The sequence below is a fragment of the Marinobacter azerbaijanicus genome (assembly GCF_030250645.1).
GTDB lineage: Bacteria > Pseudomonadota > Gammaproteobacteria > Pseudomonadales > Oleiphilaceae > Marinobacter > Marinobacter azerbaijanicus.
On record NZ_JASSVS010000003.1, the window covers coordinates 534,919 to 549,669 of the forward strand.

14 protein-coding genes and 1 pseudogene are annotated in these 14,751 nt (G+C 58.7%); 8 read left to right on the forward strand and 7 right to left on the reverse strand.

Going from position 1 to position 14,751, the window contains the following annotated elements:
• Window positions 1-11: 11 nt before the first annotated feature.
• Window positions 12-689, reverse strand: a complete 678-nt coding sequence (locus tag QPM17_RS08885) for a response regulator transcription factor (protein ID WP_285390368.1) — start codon at window positions 687-689, stop codon at window positions 12-14.
• Window positions 690-1,035: 346 nt separating this feature from the next.
• Here QPM17_RS08885 and QPM17_RS23755 point away from each other — a divergent pair.
• The 6 genes and pseudogenes from QPM17_RS23755 to QPM17_RS08910 all read left to right on the forward strand — a co-directional run.
• Window positions 1,036-1,158: pseudogene (locus tag QPM17_RS23755) on the forward strand (ABC transporter substrate-binding protein); the annotation flags it as partial.
• Window positions 1,159-1,356: 198 nt separating this feature from the next.
• The gene (locus tag QPM17_RS23760) at window positions 1,357-1,980 is read left to right on the forward strand and encodes an ABC transporter substrate-binding protein (RefSeq protein ID WP_422732746.1); all 624 of its coding nucleotides are present in this window, start codon (window positions 1,357-1,359) and stop codon (window positions 1,978-1,980) included.
• Window positions 1,977-2,753, forward strand: coding sequence for an ABC transporter permease (locus tag QPM17_RS08895; RefSeq protein ID WP_285390295.1), 777 nt, complete (start codon window positions 1,977-1,979; stop codon window positions 2,751-2,753). Before QPM17_RS23760 ends, QPM17_RS08895 begins: the two co-directional genes overlap by 4 nt.
• Window positions 2,746-3,420 carry an ABC transporter ATP-binding protein gene (locus QPM17_RS08900; RefSeq protein ID WP_285390296.1) on the forward strand — a complete coding sequence of 225 codons (675 nt, stop codon included), beginning with the start codon at window positions 2,746-2,748 and terminating at the stop codon, window positions 3,418-3,420. Before QPM17_RS08895 ends, QPM17_RS08900 begins: the two co-directional genes overlap by 8 nt.
• A 91-nt stretch (window positions 3,421-3,511) precedes the next feature.
• Window positions 3,512-5,572, forward strand: coding sequence for a phospholipase effector Tle1 domain-containing protein (locus QPM17_RS08905; RefSeq protein ID WP_285390297.1), 2,061 nt, complete (start codon window positions 3,512-3,514; stop codon window positions 5,570-5,572).
• On the forward strand, window positions 5,572-6,171 hold the full coding sequence (locus tag QPM17_RS08910; RefSeq protein WP_285390298.1) for a DUF2931 family protein: 600 nt from the start codon (window positions 5,572-5,574) through the stop codon (window positions 6,169-6,171). Before QPM17_RS08905 ends, QPM17_RS08910 begins: the two co-directional genes overlap by 1 nt.
• 49 nt (window positions 6,172-6,220) lie before the next feature.
• Here QPM17_RS08910 and QPM17_RS08915 read toward each other — a convergent pair whose 3' ends face one another.
• From QPM17_RS08915 to QPM17_RS08930, 4 genes are read right to left on the reverse strand one after another with little or no spacing between them, the layout of a single operon-like run.
• Window positions 6,221-7,024: an ABC transporter permease gene (locus tag QPM17_RS08915; protein WP_285390299.1), complete on the reverse strand. Its 804-nt coding sequence runs from the start codon at window positions 7,022-7,024 to the stop codon at window positions 6,221-6,223.
• 1 nt (window position 7,025) lies between these two features.
• Window positions 7,026-7,748 (reverse strand): ABC transporter ATP-binding protein, encoded by a 723-nt coding sequence (locus tag QPM17_RS08920; protein WP_285390300.1) that lies wholly within the window; start codon window positions 7,746-7,748, stop codon window positions 7,026-7,028.
• Window positions 7,745-8,719, reverse strand: a complete 975-nt coding sequence (locus QPM17_RS08925) for a YVTN family beta-propeller repeat protein (protein WP_285390301.1) — start codon at window positions 8,717-8,719, stop codon at window positions 7,745-7,747. The genes QPM17_RS08920 and QPM17_RS08925 overlap by 4 nt, the downstream gene beginning before the upstream one ends.
• A gap of 31 nt (window positions 8,720-8,750) precedes the next feature.
• The gene (locus tag QPM17_RS08930) at window positions 8,751-9,920 is read right to left on the reverse strand and encodes an ABC transporter substrate-binding protein (protein WP_285390302.1); all 1,170 of its coding nucleotides are present in this window, start codon (window positions 9,918-9,920) and stop codon (window positions 8,751-8,753) included.
• A gap of 174 nt (window positions 9,921-10,094) precedes the next feature.
• On the opposite strand from QPM17_RS08930, the gene QPM17_RS08935 reads away from it, so the two are divergent.
• Complete coding sequence (locus tag QPM17_RS08935; RefSeq protein ID WP_285390303.1) at window positions 10,095-11,306, forward strand: sensor histidine kinase; 1,212 nt, start codon at window positions 10,095-10,097, stop codon at window positions 11,304-11,306.
• 25 nt (window positions 11,307-11,331) lie between these two features.
• The gene (locus QPM17_RS08940) at window positions 11,332-11,988 is read left to right on the forward strand and encodes a response regulator transcription factor (protein WP_285390304.1); all 657 of its coding nucleotides are present in this window, start codon (window positions 11,332-11,334) and stop codon (window positions 11,986-11,988) included.
• 2 nt (window positions 11,989-11,990) lie between these two features.
• On the opposite strand, the gene QPM17_RS08945 is transcribed toward QPM17_RS08940, so the two are convergent.
• Entirely contained in the window at window positions 11,991-12,644 is a 654-nt protein-coding gene (locus QPM17_RS08945; protein WP_285390369.1) for a pentapeptide repeat-containing protein, read from the reverse strand.
• 79 nt (window positions 12,645-12,723) lie between these two features.
• Complete coding sequence (locus QPM17_RS08950) at window positions 12,724-14,583, reverse strand: methanol/ethanol family PQQ-dependent dehydrogenase (protein WP_422732741.1); 1,860 nt, start codon at window positions 14,581-14,583, stop codon at window positions 12,724-12,726.
• Window positions 14,584-14,751: the final 168 nt, after the last annotated feature.

Genomic DNA, 14,751 nt, shown 5'->3' on the forward strand with positions numbered 1-14,751 from the left:
AGGCCGAAAAATTACCGTTTCAGATACTGACTGAAATCCACATCACTCGCCGAAAGAATCGCCTGCACGCGGTTGTGAACCCCAAGCTTGCGCAGTATCGCCGACACATGGGCTTTCACCGTGGTCTCGGCGATATTCAGGTTGTAGGCGATCTGCTTGTTGGACTCGCCCTTGGACATGCGTTCCAGCACCAGCAATTGGCGGCGGGTGAGGGAGTTCAGCAGTTCCGGTGAAATCGGGTTGTCCTCATGCCGGCTGCGGCGGCTGGTGCTCTCTTTACCGGTGCGGATGATGTCCGATGGCAGATAGACATTACCGTTGAGAATCTGCTGGATGGCTTCAGTCATCTGGGCCCGGGGCGAGGATTTGGTGATAAAACCGCAGGCGCCGTAAGTGATGGCCTGGAGCACAACCTGTTTGTCTTCCTCCGCGGACACAATCACCACCGGAATCGTGGGTGCTTCGTTGCGCAGGGAAATAAGCCCATTCAGACCGTGCATGCCGGGCATGTTCAGGTCCAGCAGAATAAGGTCCAGGTCATCATTTTCGCGGGTAATCTCCAGTGCACTGTCGAGGTCTGCGGTTTCAATAATCTCACTGCCGCTGAATCCCGATGAAATCACACTGCTGATGGCTTCACGGAAAAGAGGGTGGTCGTCGGCGATCAGAATCTTGTATGCCGGCTCCATGGATGGTTCCACCTGTTTGTTTTCATTATGTGGGGTTGTTTCCGATGCATGATAGCGCTTTTCGGAAGAGAGTGCGGCATCGAGCTCATTAAGCATGGCGGCCTCCTGTGCAAAGGGTCTCCGGAATCGGAACAGACCCTCTGATTATTATTGTGATGATTTCATTACACGCTATCTGCGCTTCAGGTTGAATGCGACCATCGCACCAAAAAACAGGCACCAAAGTACTATTCTTGCCCGGCGGCGGGCTTCGTATCGTGTAAGGATGAACCGACAACCAATAACAAAGCCTGTTCCTGACCAATTTGCAGCCAGTGCCCGGTCCCTCCGGCTGGCGATGCCGGCTCTTCTGCTCGTATTTTTGTTGGCGGGACTCGCCCGCGCCAGTGATGAAGCTGCCACACCTTTACCCGTGCTTTCCGTCAGCGTGCTGCAGTTCGGCACCGCCCACTGGGAGCTGGACCACATACTGCACCGGGGGCTGGACCAGAAGAATGGCTACCACCTCGAACTGAAACTGGTGGCCAATCTTCCGGCCTCCCGCCTGGCAGTGACCAGTGGCTCCGTGAACGGCGCGGTGGCCGATCTCCTGTGGGCACAGTCCCGGTTTCAGGCAGGTACCCCCTACCTGTATGTGCCGTTCTCGTCGCGGATTGGCGATATCGTGGTGCCGGAAGATTCCTATATTCGTTCCGTTGCCGACCTTGCCGGTAAACGGATTGGCGTGGCGGGCGGCCCCGATAGCAAAGGCTGGATACTGCTCCAGAAGGTTGCAGAACAGCAGGGGGGCAGTCTGACTGAATCCGCCGATGTTCAGTTCGCTGCGCCGCCACTGCTGAGCCAGGCCCTGAAGCGGGACCAGGTGGACGTGATTGTTACCTACTGGCATTTCGCCGCCCGGCTGATGGGGGAGGGCGGCTGGCGCTCCGCGTTCGGAATGGCTGACCTGCTCACCGCCATGAACCTGGACCCGAACCTTCCGGTTTTGGGGTATGTGTTTCCGGCAGACTGGGCTGAGGACCATCGCTCCCTGGTTGACGATTTTGCTGCGTCCCTGCGCCAGGCCAAAGCCGAATTGGCGCAAGACGAATCACACTGGCAGCGGCTGCGGCCATTGATGGGCAATCCGCAGGATGGAATATTCCAGGCCTTGAAAGAGGGCTTCATAGCGGGCACGCCTGCACCCCAGACCGACCAGCGGATTGCCGATCTGCATCGGTTGCTGACCCTCACCGGCGCCGATTCAGACAACCTGATGTCGGCAGAGCTGTTCTACCGGAGCCAGCCGTGAGCAGTCACTCCGGTCGCCCGCCGGCCTGGAGCTACTGGGTGGTCCTGCCTTCTTTCGTCCTGTTCTGGGCACTGGTTGCCTGGTTTCTCAAATCACCTTTACTTCCCACGCCACTCAATGTGCTCGACACCCTGTTACGGGAGTCCGCCTCCGGCGAACTCTGGCACCACCTGAGTGCCACCCTTGCCCGTGTCATCGTGGCCTTTGTTCTGGCGATGTTGCTGGGCACCGCCATTGGCATCGTCATGGGCCGGTCAAGAACCACCAATGCATTGTTTGACCCCATGCTGGTGCTACTGCTCAACCTGCCGGCGCTGGTCACCATCATTCTGATGTACGTCTGGTTCGGCCTGGTGGAAGTGGCTGCGGTCATGGCCGTGGTCATCAACAAAGTGCCCAATGTCGCGGTCACCGTCCGCGAAGGCGCACGCAGCCTGGATTTCCGGCTTGAAGAAATGGCCACGGTATACGACTTTACCCGCTGGCAGCGGTTCCGTGAGGTCTGGGTGCCGCAACTCTTCCCCTACCTCATGGCCGCCACCCGGGGCGGGCTGGCCCTGATCTGGAAAATCGTCCTGGTCGTGGAACTGCTGGGCCGTTCGGATGGCATCGGCTTCCAGTTGCACATGGCCTTCCAGGTATTCGACGTGGCTGCCATCCTTGCCTACAGCCTGGCCTTTATCGCCGTGGTCCAGCTCATCGAACTGGCCATCCTGCAACCCCTCGAACGCCACTCCAGCCGCTGGCGCCAGCCGGAGACCGCCCATGCTTGAACTGCAGATCGCCGGCCGCAGCTTTGGCCAGCCAGTGCTGGGGGAAGTGTTTGCCACCATAGAGCGGGGCGATCGCATTTGTCTGCTGGGCCCCTCCGGTATTGGTAAAACCACCTTGCTGAACGCCATCGCCGGGCTGGATAAAGCCATTCCGGCGGAAGCCATTATTGGTCGCGAGAAACTCCGGGTGGGTTACCTGTTTCAGGAGCATCGATTGCTGCCCTGGCGGACTCTGAATGCCAATCTACGGTTGGCGGGAGCGAACCATGAGGAAGCGGAAGAGCACCTGGCCAGTGTGGGGTTGAAGGGCTATGGCCACTATCTGCCGGACCAGCTGTCTCTGGGAATGGCCCGGCGGGCGGCGTTGGCCCGTTGCCTGGCGGTGAAACCTGACCTGCTGTTGTTGGATGAGCCTTTTGCGTCACTGGATCCGGTGATGGCGGGCGAGCTGAAAGCACTGATTGCGGGGATACTGGATACCAATCCCGGGATGGCGATGATTTGTGTCACCCATGATGGAGGGGATGCGGAGATACTGGCGAATCGGTTGTGGTACCTGAATGGTCAGCCGGCGCGGTTGCAGTGGGATGATGTGGTTGGCGAACCTCGCCTGATCAACGATCTCCTTGGCAGGTTGCGAAATTCCGAGGGATTTGACCTGGTTTGATAACAAAATCGTGACGCTCGAATTGTTGCCTTCGTGAAACATCGGCTAACATGGCCAGCCTGTCTTTTACCGTCAACAAGGAGTGCTGACGATGGGCTTTATGGACCTGGTCCTGGTATGGGACCTGAAGGCCTACCACCTTCCCCGTATTGAATCCCCCTTTATTGCCGCCAGTATGGCCAGGCGTCTTGTTCAAAACGATGGCCATGTTCCCTCACACCTGGCCTCGGCGCTTGGGGCCAGCACCCGCGACAGCCACGAACTTGCGGAAGCGGTCTACCAGGCAGTCAGCGAATGCAGGTTGATGCTTGTCCATACGGGCTCGGACAGGCCCCTGTCCCCCCTGGTGACCTGGCAGCCGGACGGCAGCCTGCTTGCTGGAGCCCGCTGGCGGGTAAGTGGTAGCGGGATGAGTTCCCTCTATGGAATTAAAAAGGCGGTGGCAGAACTGAACGATTGCGGGGTCACTCAGGAACAACTTCGCCAGTATCGACCCCAGGGCGTCGGTGGGCTGGGAGTAGGCCTTTTTTCGGCGAACTATCGGCAGTGGCGGCAATCAGAACGGGAGGCGCAAGGCGGGGCGGAGTATCACCGTTTGACCTTGCCACTGGGGGCCTCGGCACCGCTGAATGCCGCAGCAGCGTCCGCAACCGAAGAGACCCAGGCCGCCCCTTTCCCCAGAGTGCATCTGGAGGTTGGCGTGTTTACCGACGGCACCATGAACAATGCTGCCAATGCACGGTCTTTTGCAGAGCAACTTGAACGGGATTGTCTGATTCCCTATGAAAACGATGAGATTAGTCGGGAGGAGTGCGAGTGGCGACTATCGATGTTGATGGGCGGGAGTTATGCCAATGCGGTCAGCAATGTGGCGAAGTTGTGGGACCTGTATCCGGAAAATGAACTTGAGTCCGACGGCATCATTACCTACCGCCGCACCGCATATGCCCCTGGGGCAGGTACCAAAACAGGTGATAGTGATGTGCTGTACGGGGCGGCCACAGGCATGGGTGAGGCCGGTGTCATCCAACAGGTAAAGCACGCTTTTGCGCAACTGGCCTTACGATTACGGGAGGACTTGCAGGGCAGAGCGATTGATCGGCTGACCCTGGACTTGTTTGGTTTCAGCCGGGGCGCGGCGGCGGCCCGCCATGCCGCGCACGAAATCAATTTGGGGAAGAGTGGCCTACTTGCGAAGATCTTGTTGGAGAACGGCATCCTATGGCCAGAGCATGTCGAGATCCGATTTGTCGGGGTGTTCGATTCCGTGGCAGCCATCGTTAATCCGCTAGCAGGTGACCTTTTAGCCCACAACGACCGCAACCATCCGGTGAAGCTGTATCTGGATCCAGGCAAGGTAGGCCAGGCCGTGCACCTGACTGCAGCCCACGAACACCGTAAGAATTTTGCCCTGAACAGCATCAGAAACCGGGACGGAAGCCTTCCGGCCAACTTCAGGGAGATTACGCTACCGGGCGCTCACTCTGATATTGGCGGTGGTTATGGCGACAGCCAGAGGGAAGAGGTGCTATTGAGCCCGATGCTGCAGATACCTCGAAACCGGATGCGCTGGCCAGAGAGAACTTCACAGTGGGACAACCTGGAAGTCCAGCGGCAACAGGTGGTGTCCGAAGGTTGGGTGGGGCCCTATAACCTGCCGGTGCAGCAGTCGGATCAGTTGCAGGCGCGGCCGAATGACCTGGGTTCTGAAGGGCCTGCCAGCCTGGAGATAGTCACCCGGTCTCATGAGCATCCTGCACCGGATGGCCGCATAGAGTTGGTGTTGCGAATGCTGCGACAGGTTAGGGGTGATTACTCGCGGGTGCCCTTGAGGTTGATGCATCGGTTGGCAGTGGAGCAGCAAGTGCCTTTAGGTAAAATTGATCCCACCGAGGAAACAGTATCGGTGCCGGATGAGCTGGAGCCTGTGCTACAACAAATCCTGGGGCAGATTGGCCAGGGCTCTGATTCGCCTTCCCTTGTCAGGGAACATCAGGAACTGTTGCTCCAACGCTATATCCATTATTCAGCGCACTACAACGGTATCGAGACTCTTTTAGCTGGTGATCCATCCAAATTTGAGGGCATATATCCTCACGCGCCGGTACCCTCCGGGGAACGTCTAGTTTATCCACAGATGAAGGGCGAATAATGATTAAGAAGGTTTTAGTCATAGGTATGATTTTTGTTGCCGCCCTGGCCAGCGGCTGCGCTTCATCGCCTAAGGAGGACGTGCCCTGGAGCATCAGAATCGCCGCGCCCAAGCACTACGAGGTGTGGGTTGAGGAAATGTTCCTGGAAAAGACTGGCGAGCGCAGTTGGCGCCAGCCCATTGGCTCAGTAGGGTGTTGCTGGAGGGGCGAACGTGGTCCATCTGGCAAGGGCGCGGGTGTTGAGCCTTTCCCCGAGCTTATCTTTCTGCATTGGTTCTCTTTTGCCGAACAGGAATACTACACCAAGCTGATTGAAGTACCTCCTGACCTTCAGGAACGCATGCGGGCGCCTGCGCCCTACAAGACACAAGTCGATGTACGCTCTGGTCCAAGGCATTCCATGGTTATAGGCCTGGCCCCCGGAGGCACCGTGGTGGTCTGGATCATGAATCAGATTGGCAACGAGATTGAGGTGATGCGCATGCAGGCGTCAGAGGGACCAGGCGATCCTTCCGACTTCACTGAGCGCACCAAGGAGTACCTAAAACGGCACGGCGACTACCTAAAAGAACACGGAATCCCAACGGATGGTTGGTAGGTCGCCGCAGGCGTGATGATGAGTGCTCCGCTTCCCGACCACTTCTCAATCAGGCGGGTTTGGTCCCCAGTATCTTCGTCCGCTGAGGCCGGAACCCGGCTGTGGCCAGCAATGCCAGGACGACCGTCACACTGGCGGTGATGCCATAGGCCACCGGGCTCCACTCCAGGTAGAGGGAAAACCGGATGGCCTCCACCGCGTGGGTGAAGGGATTGAACTGGCAGATCCAGTACAGCCAGGGGCTGGCTTCGTTCATGCGCCACAGGGGGTACAGGGCGGAAGACATGAAGAACATGGGGAAAATGACAAAGTTCATTACTCCGGCAAAATTCTCCAGCTGTTTGATCCAGGTGGCAATCAGCAGCCCAAGGGCTCCGAGCATCAGACTGGTTAATACCAGCGCGGGCAGCACGGCCAGATAGCCCCAGGGCGGTGGCTCTACGTCCACCAACAGTGCCAAAAGCAGGAACACGTACACCTGTCCAACAGACACCACACCCATTGCTAACAACTTCGTTACCAATAGAAATGGCCGTGGCAAGGGGCTCATCAGCAGCACCCGCATACTGCCCAGTTCCCGGTCATACACCATCGAAAGCGCCCCCTGCATGCTGTTGAACAGGATGATCATCCCGCACAGCCCGGGGGCGATGTAGGTCTCGTAGGTGATGTAGGTCTGGTAGGGCGGAATGATGGAAATGCCCAGCACCGCCCGGAAGCCGGCGGCAAACACCACCAGCCACAGCAGTGGCCTTACCAGGGCGCTGGCGAAGCGGGTACGCTGCTGCCAGAAGCGCAGCCATTCGCGGGTCTGGATGCCCACGAAACAGTGCCAGTAATGGGCAGCTTTCATATCAACCGGCTCCTGTCAGGGTGTGGAAGGTTTCCGCCAGGTCACGTGTGCCTTCGGCTTCGCAGATGTCATGCCCTGCGCCGTCTGCCAGCAGCTTGCCTTCATGGAGGATCAGCACCCGGTCTTCCGGGCGAACCTCCTCGATCAGGTGCGTGGCCCAGAGTACGGTCAGGCCATCGGAGTCACAGAGCATGCGTACGTGATCATTCAGCCCCCGGCGGCTGGCCACATCCAGCCCCACCGTGGGTTCATCCAGCAGTAAAAGCGAGGGTTCGTGGAGCAGGGCGCGGGCGATCTCCACCCGCCGCCGGTGGCCGCCGTTGAGTTTTCGCACCGGTTCGTTGGCCCGTTCGAGCAGTTGGAAACGTGTCAGCTCGCGGTCACCCCGCACCCGTGCCTCTTTGCGTGAAAGGCCATGAAGCGCAGCGTGATAGAGCAGGTTCTGACGTACGGTCAGGTCCAGGTCCAGAGCATTCTGCTGGAACACCACTCCGATTTTACGCATGGCCTCGGCCGGCTGTTTTTTCAGGGATTGACCGGCCATCAGGATATCGCCCTGTTGCAGCGCGAGCAGCCGGGTCAGCAGGCCGAACAGCGTGGACTTGCCAGCGCCGTTCGGGCCCAGCAGGGCATGAAAACCGCCAGAGGTCAGCGTGAAGCTGACCTCCCTGAGCACCGGCTTGTCGCCATAGCGAAAGCTGAGGTTGCGGGCTTCAATGGTCATGAAGTGGGATCAATGACCACACCCCACGGGAAGCGGCCCACCTTGATGGATTTGATCACCTTCAGCTCTTCCACATCAATGACCGATACGTCGCTGGAAACGCCGTTGGTGGTGTAGAGAAACTTCTCATCCTTGTCCAGATCCAGCTGCCAGACACGGGCGCCTACCAGCAGATAATCCAGCACTTCGTAGGTCTGGGCATCAACCACCGCAACGTGGTTGGAGGGGCCGAGGGCTACGAAGGCGTACTTGCCATCCGAGGTGAGCTCGATGCCAACCGGCTGCACCCGATCCTGGGGCACGCCCTTGATCCTGAAGTCGATCTGTTTGATCTCCTCTATGGTGTCCACGTCGAAGATATGTACGGTTCCGCCTATTTCTGCCGAGGCCCAGGCAATCTTGCTGTCTTTGGTGAACTCCACGTGACGCGGGCGCTGACCTACCACGGTATTCTTCTCGATTTCGAAAGTTTCGGTGTTGATCCAGTGCAGCATGCTGGAGGTTTCACTGGTGTTTACCGCCCACTTGCCGTCCGGGCTGACCGCCATGCCTTCCGGCTCCACACCAACGTCAATCTGGGCGAGGACGTCCTTGGTTTCCACATCCACCACCGTCACGATGGCATCGTCTTCATTGGCGATGTACAGGTGGCGATTGTTGGGGTGCAGCGCAAACTGCTCGGGATCCTCGCCGGAGGGCAGGGTGTCAGTGATCTTGCGGGTGGCCAGGTCCAGTACCTGGACGGTGTCGTCATCACTGGCGCAGATATAGAGCTTGGTGTAATCCCTGGACAGCAGAATCCCCCGGGGCCGGGCGCCCACGTCAATGGTATCCACCACTTCATTGGTTTCCGTGTCGATCACGGATAGGGTGTTGTCCTTCTCGTTGGACACGTAGGCCAGGCTTGCCAGCGCCGGGCCGGAGAGGCCAATGGCGGCGGCCAGGGTGACGATCTTGTAAGCATTTTTCATGGTCGGTATTCCTTCTTGTTCTTTAGTGGCGTCAATTGATCCGACAGTCACTCTCCGGCCTGTCATAGCCGAGGGTGTCCAGTTCGGAATCGGGATGCAGGAAGCCTTCCAGTGGTGGCGTCGCAACCAGTCCCCGGGGATGAACCAGAGGGATTGGCTGGCGAAGCTGCCCGTTCCAGGGCCGGTAATTCAGCTTGCGGCCCTTGAAGGCGGCGAGCTGGAAATCGTCGGAAAACAGGTACTCGCGAATATTGGAATGGCCTGCTTCACTGATCCCGGTCACAGTGGTGCCAATGGAGCGGATGGCGGCCCAGGCGGCATAATCCTCGCTGTTCATCTCGCGACCTGCCAGTTCCCGGAAGCGGTTCTGCAACTGCGCCGCACCCCAGGCTTCCACCACCCGGTGCCAGGCTTCCGGGCCCATGCCCTGGGTGCCTACCACCGGGCGCGGCAGCCAGGTGTTGAACGGCACGTATTCCCCGAAATCACCACGCACATCAGCGACCACCACGGCATCGTAATCACGGGCCTGGGTGAAGGCGGGCAATTCTTTGGACGCCGTGCGGCGCAGGTCCGAATCGAAGGTCCAGGGTTTGTCGGCAATGATGTCCAGGCCGAACCGCTTGCTGGCGCGGCGGAAGGCATCTGCCCAGGCCTTGTCCTGATCGGTGGGGCCGGTAATCAGGAACACTTCCTTCCAGCGGCGCATGCTCAGCCACTGGGCAAGGGCGTCGGTCAGCATGGCGTAGGAGGGAATGGTGTGCAGGACGTTGGGCCGGCATTCGCTGATCCGCAGGTTATCGTCCGAGGCACCGGCGTTGAACAGTAACGCTTTACCGTCAGCCTTTTTGGCCATCGCCCGCAGTGTGTCTGCCGGAACGCGGGTCACAAGCAGATCAATGCCGTTCTTCAGCATGTCGTCGAGGGCGGCCAGGGCGCCCTCTTCATCGCTGGCCATGACGGACTCAAGGGCATAGTTCTGGTCGAGGAACTTGCCGGTGGCGTTGTTGTCGGCGATTCCCAGCTCAGCGCCCCGCAGGCCGGCGTCTTCCGGTTCCGGAGTGACATTGGATAGCACCGGGCCCTGGTCGGGTACCCAGTGAATGTAGCCGATGGTCACATCGAGAGCCACTGCAGAAGTCGGCGCCAGCAGCCAGCCACAGAAGACTGAAGCAATCAGTAGCCTGCCTTTAAGATCCATATTGCCGTCCCCTCTCTGCATATTTGTTGTTGAGTCCAGCTTAGAGAAGGTGGAAAGGCGCTGAAATATTCAGAAAGTAGGAAACTGCCGGTACTAAAGAACTATTCCCGGGAATTTTTACACCGTTAGCATGAAGTTGAGGCAACTTTCTTCAGGCAGAACGGGATTCCAATCATGAGGGCATACAGCCGGGTGGCGTTATTGATGCTGGCAGTATTTGCCCTGGTTTATGGCGCCGGGGCTTTTTTCTACCTGAAACAGGCGAGACTGGATGTGGCCCGTGAACTGGACGGGATATCGACGCTGGCGGGTATGATTGGAGCGCCGGAAGAGGTTGGCCCGGAACTGATTGCAGGCCTCCGGCACTTGCGCCCATTGTCGGATGAGGGCGTTGCCGATGGCGGTGGCGACGTCCCTCTCTGGTTTATTCGCGCCCTGGGGGCCGACCAGGCAAGTGGACTTCCGGTCATCGGAGGCTGGCAGGTTGACCCGTACGACGAAGTAGAGGAAATCTGGGAAAACTTTGTTCTGGTGTCGCTGGCTTTCGGCATCGGTATGCTGCTGTGTTTTTCAGCGCTATTTCTGGCCATACGCCGGCTGACAGAGCCGCTGCGGCGAATCGGCAAGGCCATGGATGACATCGGTGAAGGGGAGCCCTCTCCGCGCCTGCCACGGCAGCCAATAACAGAACTGGATCAACTGGTGCACCGGTTCAACGCCATGGCAGAAGCGCTGGAGACCGAGCAGAAAACCGTTGCCAGATTACTGAACGAACTTCTTGAGCTTCAGGATCGTGAGCGGGCACACATTGCACGGGTGCTTCATGATGATCTTGGCCAGTATATTACCGGCATTCGTGCCCAGGCTCGCGGCTGGCTCTATGACCCGGAACTGAATGAGCGCCAGAAGGATCAGGCGAAGGAACTGGCCGAACACTGTGAGACCGTGCAGCAGCATTTTCGTCACCTGTTGCAGGACCTGCATCCTCTGGTCATGGAGCAGCTTGGACTGGGGTCTGCCATTCATCATCTGGTGGATCAGTGGCAGCAGCTCAGTGGCCTGACCTGTGAACTCACGGTGGATGAACACCTGCCGGAACTCACCGGTGATAAACAGACCCACCTGTACCGGTTTGTGCAGGAAGCACTGAATAATGTCTCAAGACATGCGGCCGCAACCAAAGCCATATTGGGTGTGACTGCGAAGCCCCGTGTGCTGCAGGTCGAGATTCGTGACAACGGCATTGGAGCCAACAACCTCTCGGCCAGAGCTGGCCTCGGGCTCCGGTCCATGTGCGAAAGAGCCCGCAGCCTGGGCGGTAAAGCCGAGTTCTTCAGCCGTTCAGGTCAGGGCACCAGGGTGTGTCTCACCATTCCCCTGAGCTGACAACCCGAAGCCCGGAGAAGCGCCGATGAAGCTGATCATTGTTGACGACCACCGAGTGGTAAGGCAGGGAATCTCCACTCTGCTGCGGAGCATGATGCCCGGCCTTGAGATAGTCGAGGTCGAAACCGGCCAGGCTGCCATCGCCGCCTGGGCCGAACACCGCCCGGACCTGATGTTGCTGGATATGGGGCTGCCGGATATCTCCGGGCTGGAAGTGGCGCGGCGGATTCGTCAGCGCTGGCGTGGTGCCGGTATTCTGTTTTTTACCATGCATGATGAACTGCCGATGGTGAAACAGGCGCTGGAAGTTGGCGGCATGGGCTTTGTGTCCAAGAACTGCGCGCCGGAGGAGCTTGCCGAAGCGGTAAAACGGGTGGCTGCTGGTGAGCCCTACATTGAACATCCGATTGCCACTCGCGTGGCAATGAACCAGGAACGTCCAGTGGATCACCGGCTCAGGGATATGACCCAGCGGGAAATGGAGGTGCTGCTGATGTATGCCCGGGGCGAGGATATCCAGGGCATTGCCAGCCGCCTCTGCGTCAGCAGCAAAACCGTCTCCAATCACCTGGCGATGCTGAAGGGCAAGCTGCAGGTGAACTCTTCCGTTGAGCTTATCCACCTGGCGGTTGATGCCGGGCTTGTCCGCTACGGCCAGTTAGCGGAGCGCCCTCGGGCCTGAGTTCACCAGTCAAAGGGGCAGGCGGTGCAGCCTTCCATAAAGGTGTTCACAAAGGTTGCATAGTGAATGCGGGTGCCTCGCATATCGGCATCCGCCAGGTTGGCATTACCGAATTTGGCCTCCTGAAGGTTGGCACCTACGAGACTTGCACCCTCGAGATTGGCCTTGGGCAGCCAGGCGATCTCGAAGGTTGAATAGTCCAGAATCGCCCCTTTCATGACGGCCCCGGAAAAGCGCGAGAAGCCGAAGTTGCCGCCACTGAGATCCGACCCCGAAAAATCCGAACCCTGCGCGAACAGGTATTCTGCCTGTGCACCACGCAGGTCCGCCTCGGTAACATTGGCGCCGCGCATGGAGGCACGATAGAGGTTTACTCTCAGGCCGGTTACCCTCTCCAGATTGGCACTGTCGAGCTGCGCGCCCCGCAGGTTGCTGTGATTGAGTGTGGCCCCCTCAAGATTGGCGCCTTTGAAGTTAGCGGAATGCAAATCCATGTTCGACAGGTCTGCACCGCGCAGGTCAGCACCCGGACAGGTAGCTTCGGGTTGCAACCTGCAGCCGTTGATAACTGGTGCATCTTCGGCATCCGCAAGATAGTCGGCGGCCGCCAGTGGCAGGCTTACGGCCATCAAACTGATAAGCAGTTGTGTTTTCATCATCGAGTCCCTCGAAATACCCATTTTCAGGATGGTGAAAAAGGCCCGGCGCAGGGCACCGGGCCAATACCGGGCAGTTTTAGCGGGAGGCTTGCGACCAGGAAGGCAGTTTGAAGGCCCAGAAGGAGCCGCCCTGGGAAATCGGCTTGGTCAGCTCCGCCATGTCGCCGCCCCAGAGTGGGACTGCGCCGCCATAGCCGGAGACCACGCCAATGTACTGCTCACCATCCATTTCCCAGGTGATCGGCGATGAAATAATCCCCGACCCTGTCTGGAACGACCAGAGTTCCTCGCCGGTCTTTGCGTCAAACGCCTTGAAATAACCATCACCGGTGCCGGTGAAGACCAGGCCGCCTTTGGTGGCCAGAACGCCTGCCCAGAGTGGCAGCTTTTCCTTGTTTTCCCACTGCACTTCGCCGGTAAGCGGGTCCATGGCCCTGAGGATACCAACGTGATCGTCGTACATGCGTTTGATCCGGAATCCCTGTCCGAGATAGGCGGCTCCTTTTTTATAGGTAACCTCTTCCGTCCAGTAGTCTTCTTTCCAGTGGTTGCCCGGAATGTAGAACAGACCGGTGTCCTGGCTGTAGGCCATGGGATTCCAGTTTTTGCCGCCCAGGAAGGGTGGTGAAACCTCAATGGCTTCGCCCTGGGTCTCGCCCGGCTCAAGGGGTGGTGGGCGCTGGCCCTCTGCTTCTACCGGGCGTCCATCCTCGCCAATACGTTCCGCCCAGGTGATGTTGTCTACGAACGGAAAGGCGTTGATATACTCACCGTTTTGCCGGTTCACCAGGTAGAAGAAGCCATTGCGGTCGGCATGGGCGGTGGCCTTGACGGTTTCCCCGTCATCCTCGTATTCAAAAAGCACCAGCTCGTTATTGCCGGAAAAATCCCAGGCGTCGTTGGGGGTGTGCTGATAGAACCACTTCACTTCTCCCGTGGAAGGGTCAACGCCGACCTGGCCGGAGGTGTAGAGGTTGTCGTAATCCCGGGGGTTGCCGCCGGGTGAGGTGCGTTTCCAGGTGTTCCAGGGAGCGGGATTGCCTGCCCCGATAATGATGGTGTTAGTTTCAATGTCAAAGCTGGCACTCTGCCAGGGTGCGCCGCCACCATGGCTCCAGGCTTCCACCTTCCCGGTTTCGGTGTCGGGATCGTCAGGCCAACTGGGGGCGTCAGGGTCGCCGGTCGGAGTACTTTTCTCGCCGTTGAGGCGGCCATAGTGCCCTTCCACGAAGGGTCGCATCCAGACTTCCTCACCGGTGTCCGGGTCCCGGGCAAAGAGCTTGCCTACAACACCGAACTCGTCGCCGGAAGACCCGTGAATCAACAGTACCTTGCCGGTCTCCTGATCCTTGATCAGCGTCGGTGCACCGGTCATGGTGTAGCCTGCCTGGTGGTCCGCGAACTTTTCCCGCCAGACGACTTCACCAGTGTCCTTGTTCAGGGCCACGATGCCGGCATCCAGGGTGCCGAAGAAAACCTTGTCACCGAAAATGGCAGCGCCGCGGTTTACCACATCGCAACAGGGCCGTATGCCTTCGGGAAGTCGGTGGCTGTAATCCCACACTTTCTTGCCCGTTCGGGCATCCAGGGCAAAAAGGCGGGAGTAGGAGCCGGTGACGTAAATCATGCCGTCGTGAACCAGCGCCTGGGACTCCTGGCCCCTTTGTTTCTCGTCGCCGAATGAGAAGGAGTAGGCGGGCACCAGGCGCTCAACGTTGTCGGTATTGACCGTTGTCATCGGGCTGTACCGCTGTGCCTTGGGCCCGATGCCGTAGCCGAGAACATCTCCGGTGGTTTCGGCGTCGTTCTTGATGTCCTCCCAGGTAACGTCTTTGGCGTTGGCCTGCAAGGAAAGGCTTCCGGCAGTGCCCACTATCACTGCCAGGCTAACCGCTCTGGCAATGGCCGACTTGTGATGTCTTGGTTTCATGTTCATTTCCCCTTGGTTTTTGTTGTCATTCACGCGTCTGAGTCGCGTTGACGGTCAGAGTATTAGCCCGCAGCGAACACGAAGGCGACGGAAAAAATCATGAAAATATCGGGAAAAATCCGATAAAAACCGGGAAAAGTTCCCGCCAGGCACGCGGGTGGTTGAAACGGGGCC

What these genes read in the sequence shown, in the direction of transcription:
- QPM17_RS08885 (WP_285390368.1), bottom strand. Translation starts at nt 689, where the DNA reads ATGGAGCCGGCATACAAGATTCTGATCGCCGACGACCACCCTCTTTTC.
- QPM17_RS08900 (WP_285390296.1), top strand. Translation starts at nt 2,746, where the DNA reads ATGCTTGAACTGCAGATCGCCGGCCGCAGCTTTGGCCAGCCAGTGCTG.
- QPM17_RS08905 (WP_285390297.1), top strand. Translation starts at nt 3,512, where the DNA reads ATGGGCTTTATGGACCTGGTCCTGGTATGGGACCTGAAGGCCTACCAC.
- QPM17_RS08910 (WP_285390298.1), top strand. Translation starts at nt 5,572, where the DNA reads ATGATTAAGAAGGTTTTAGTCATAGGTATGATTTTTGTTGCCGCCCTG.
- QPM17_RS08915 (WP_285390299.1), bottom strand. Translation starts at nt 7,024, where the DNA reads ATGAAAGCTGCCCATTACTGGCACTGTTTCGTGGGCATCCAGACCCGC.
- QPM17_RS08920 (WP_285390300.1), bottom strand. Translation starts at nt 7,748, where the DNA reads ATGACCATTGAAGCCCGCAACCTCAGCTTTCGCTATGGCGACAAGCCG.
- QPM17_RS08925 (WP_285390301.1), bottom strand. Translation starts at nt 8,719, where the DNA reads ATGAAAAATGCTTACAAGATCGTCACCCTGGCCGCCGCCATTGGCCTC.
- QPM17_RS08930 (WP_285390302.1), bottom strand. Translation starts at nt 9,920, where the DNA reads ATGGATCTTAAAGGCAGGCTACTGATTGCTTCAGTCTTCTGTGGCTGG.
- QPM17_RS08935 (WP_285390303.1), top strand. Translation starts at nt 10,095, where the DNA reads ATGAGGGCATACAGCCGGGTGGCGTTATTGATGCTGGCAGTATTTGCC.
- QPM17_RS08940 (WP_285390304.1), top strand. Translation starts at nt 11,332, where the DNA reads ATGAAGCTGATCATTGTTGACGACCACCGAGTGGTAAGGCAGGGAATC.
- QPM17_RS08945 (WP_285390369.1), bottom strand. Translation starts at nt 12,644, where the DNA reads ATGAAAACACAACTGCTTATCAGTTTGATGGCCGTAAGCCTGCCACTG.
- QPM17_RS08950 (WP_422732741.1), bottom strand. Translation starts at nt 14,583, where the DNA reads ATGAACATGAAACCAAGACATCACAAGTCGGCCATTGCCAGAGCGGTT.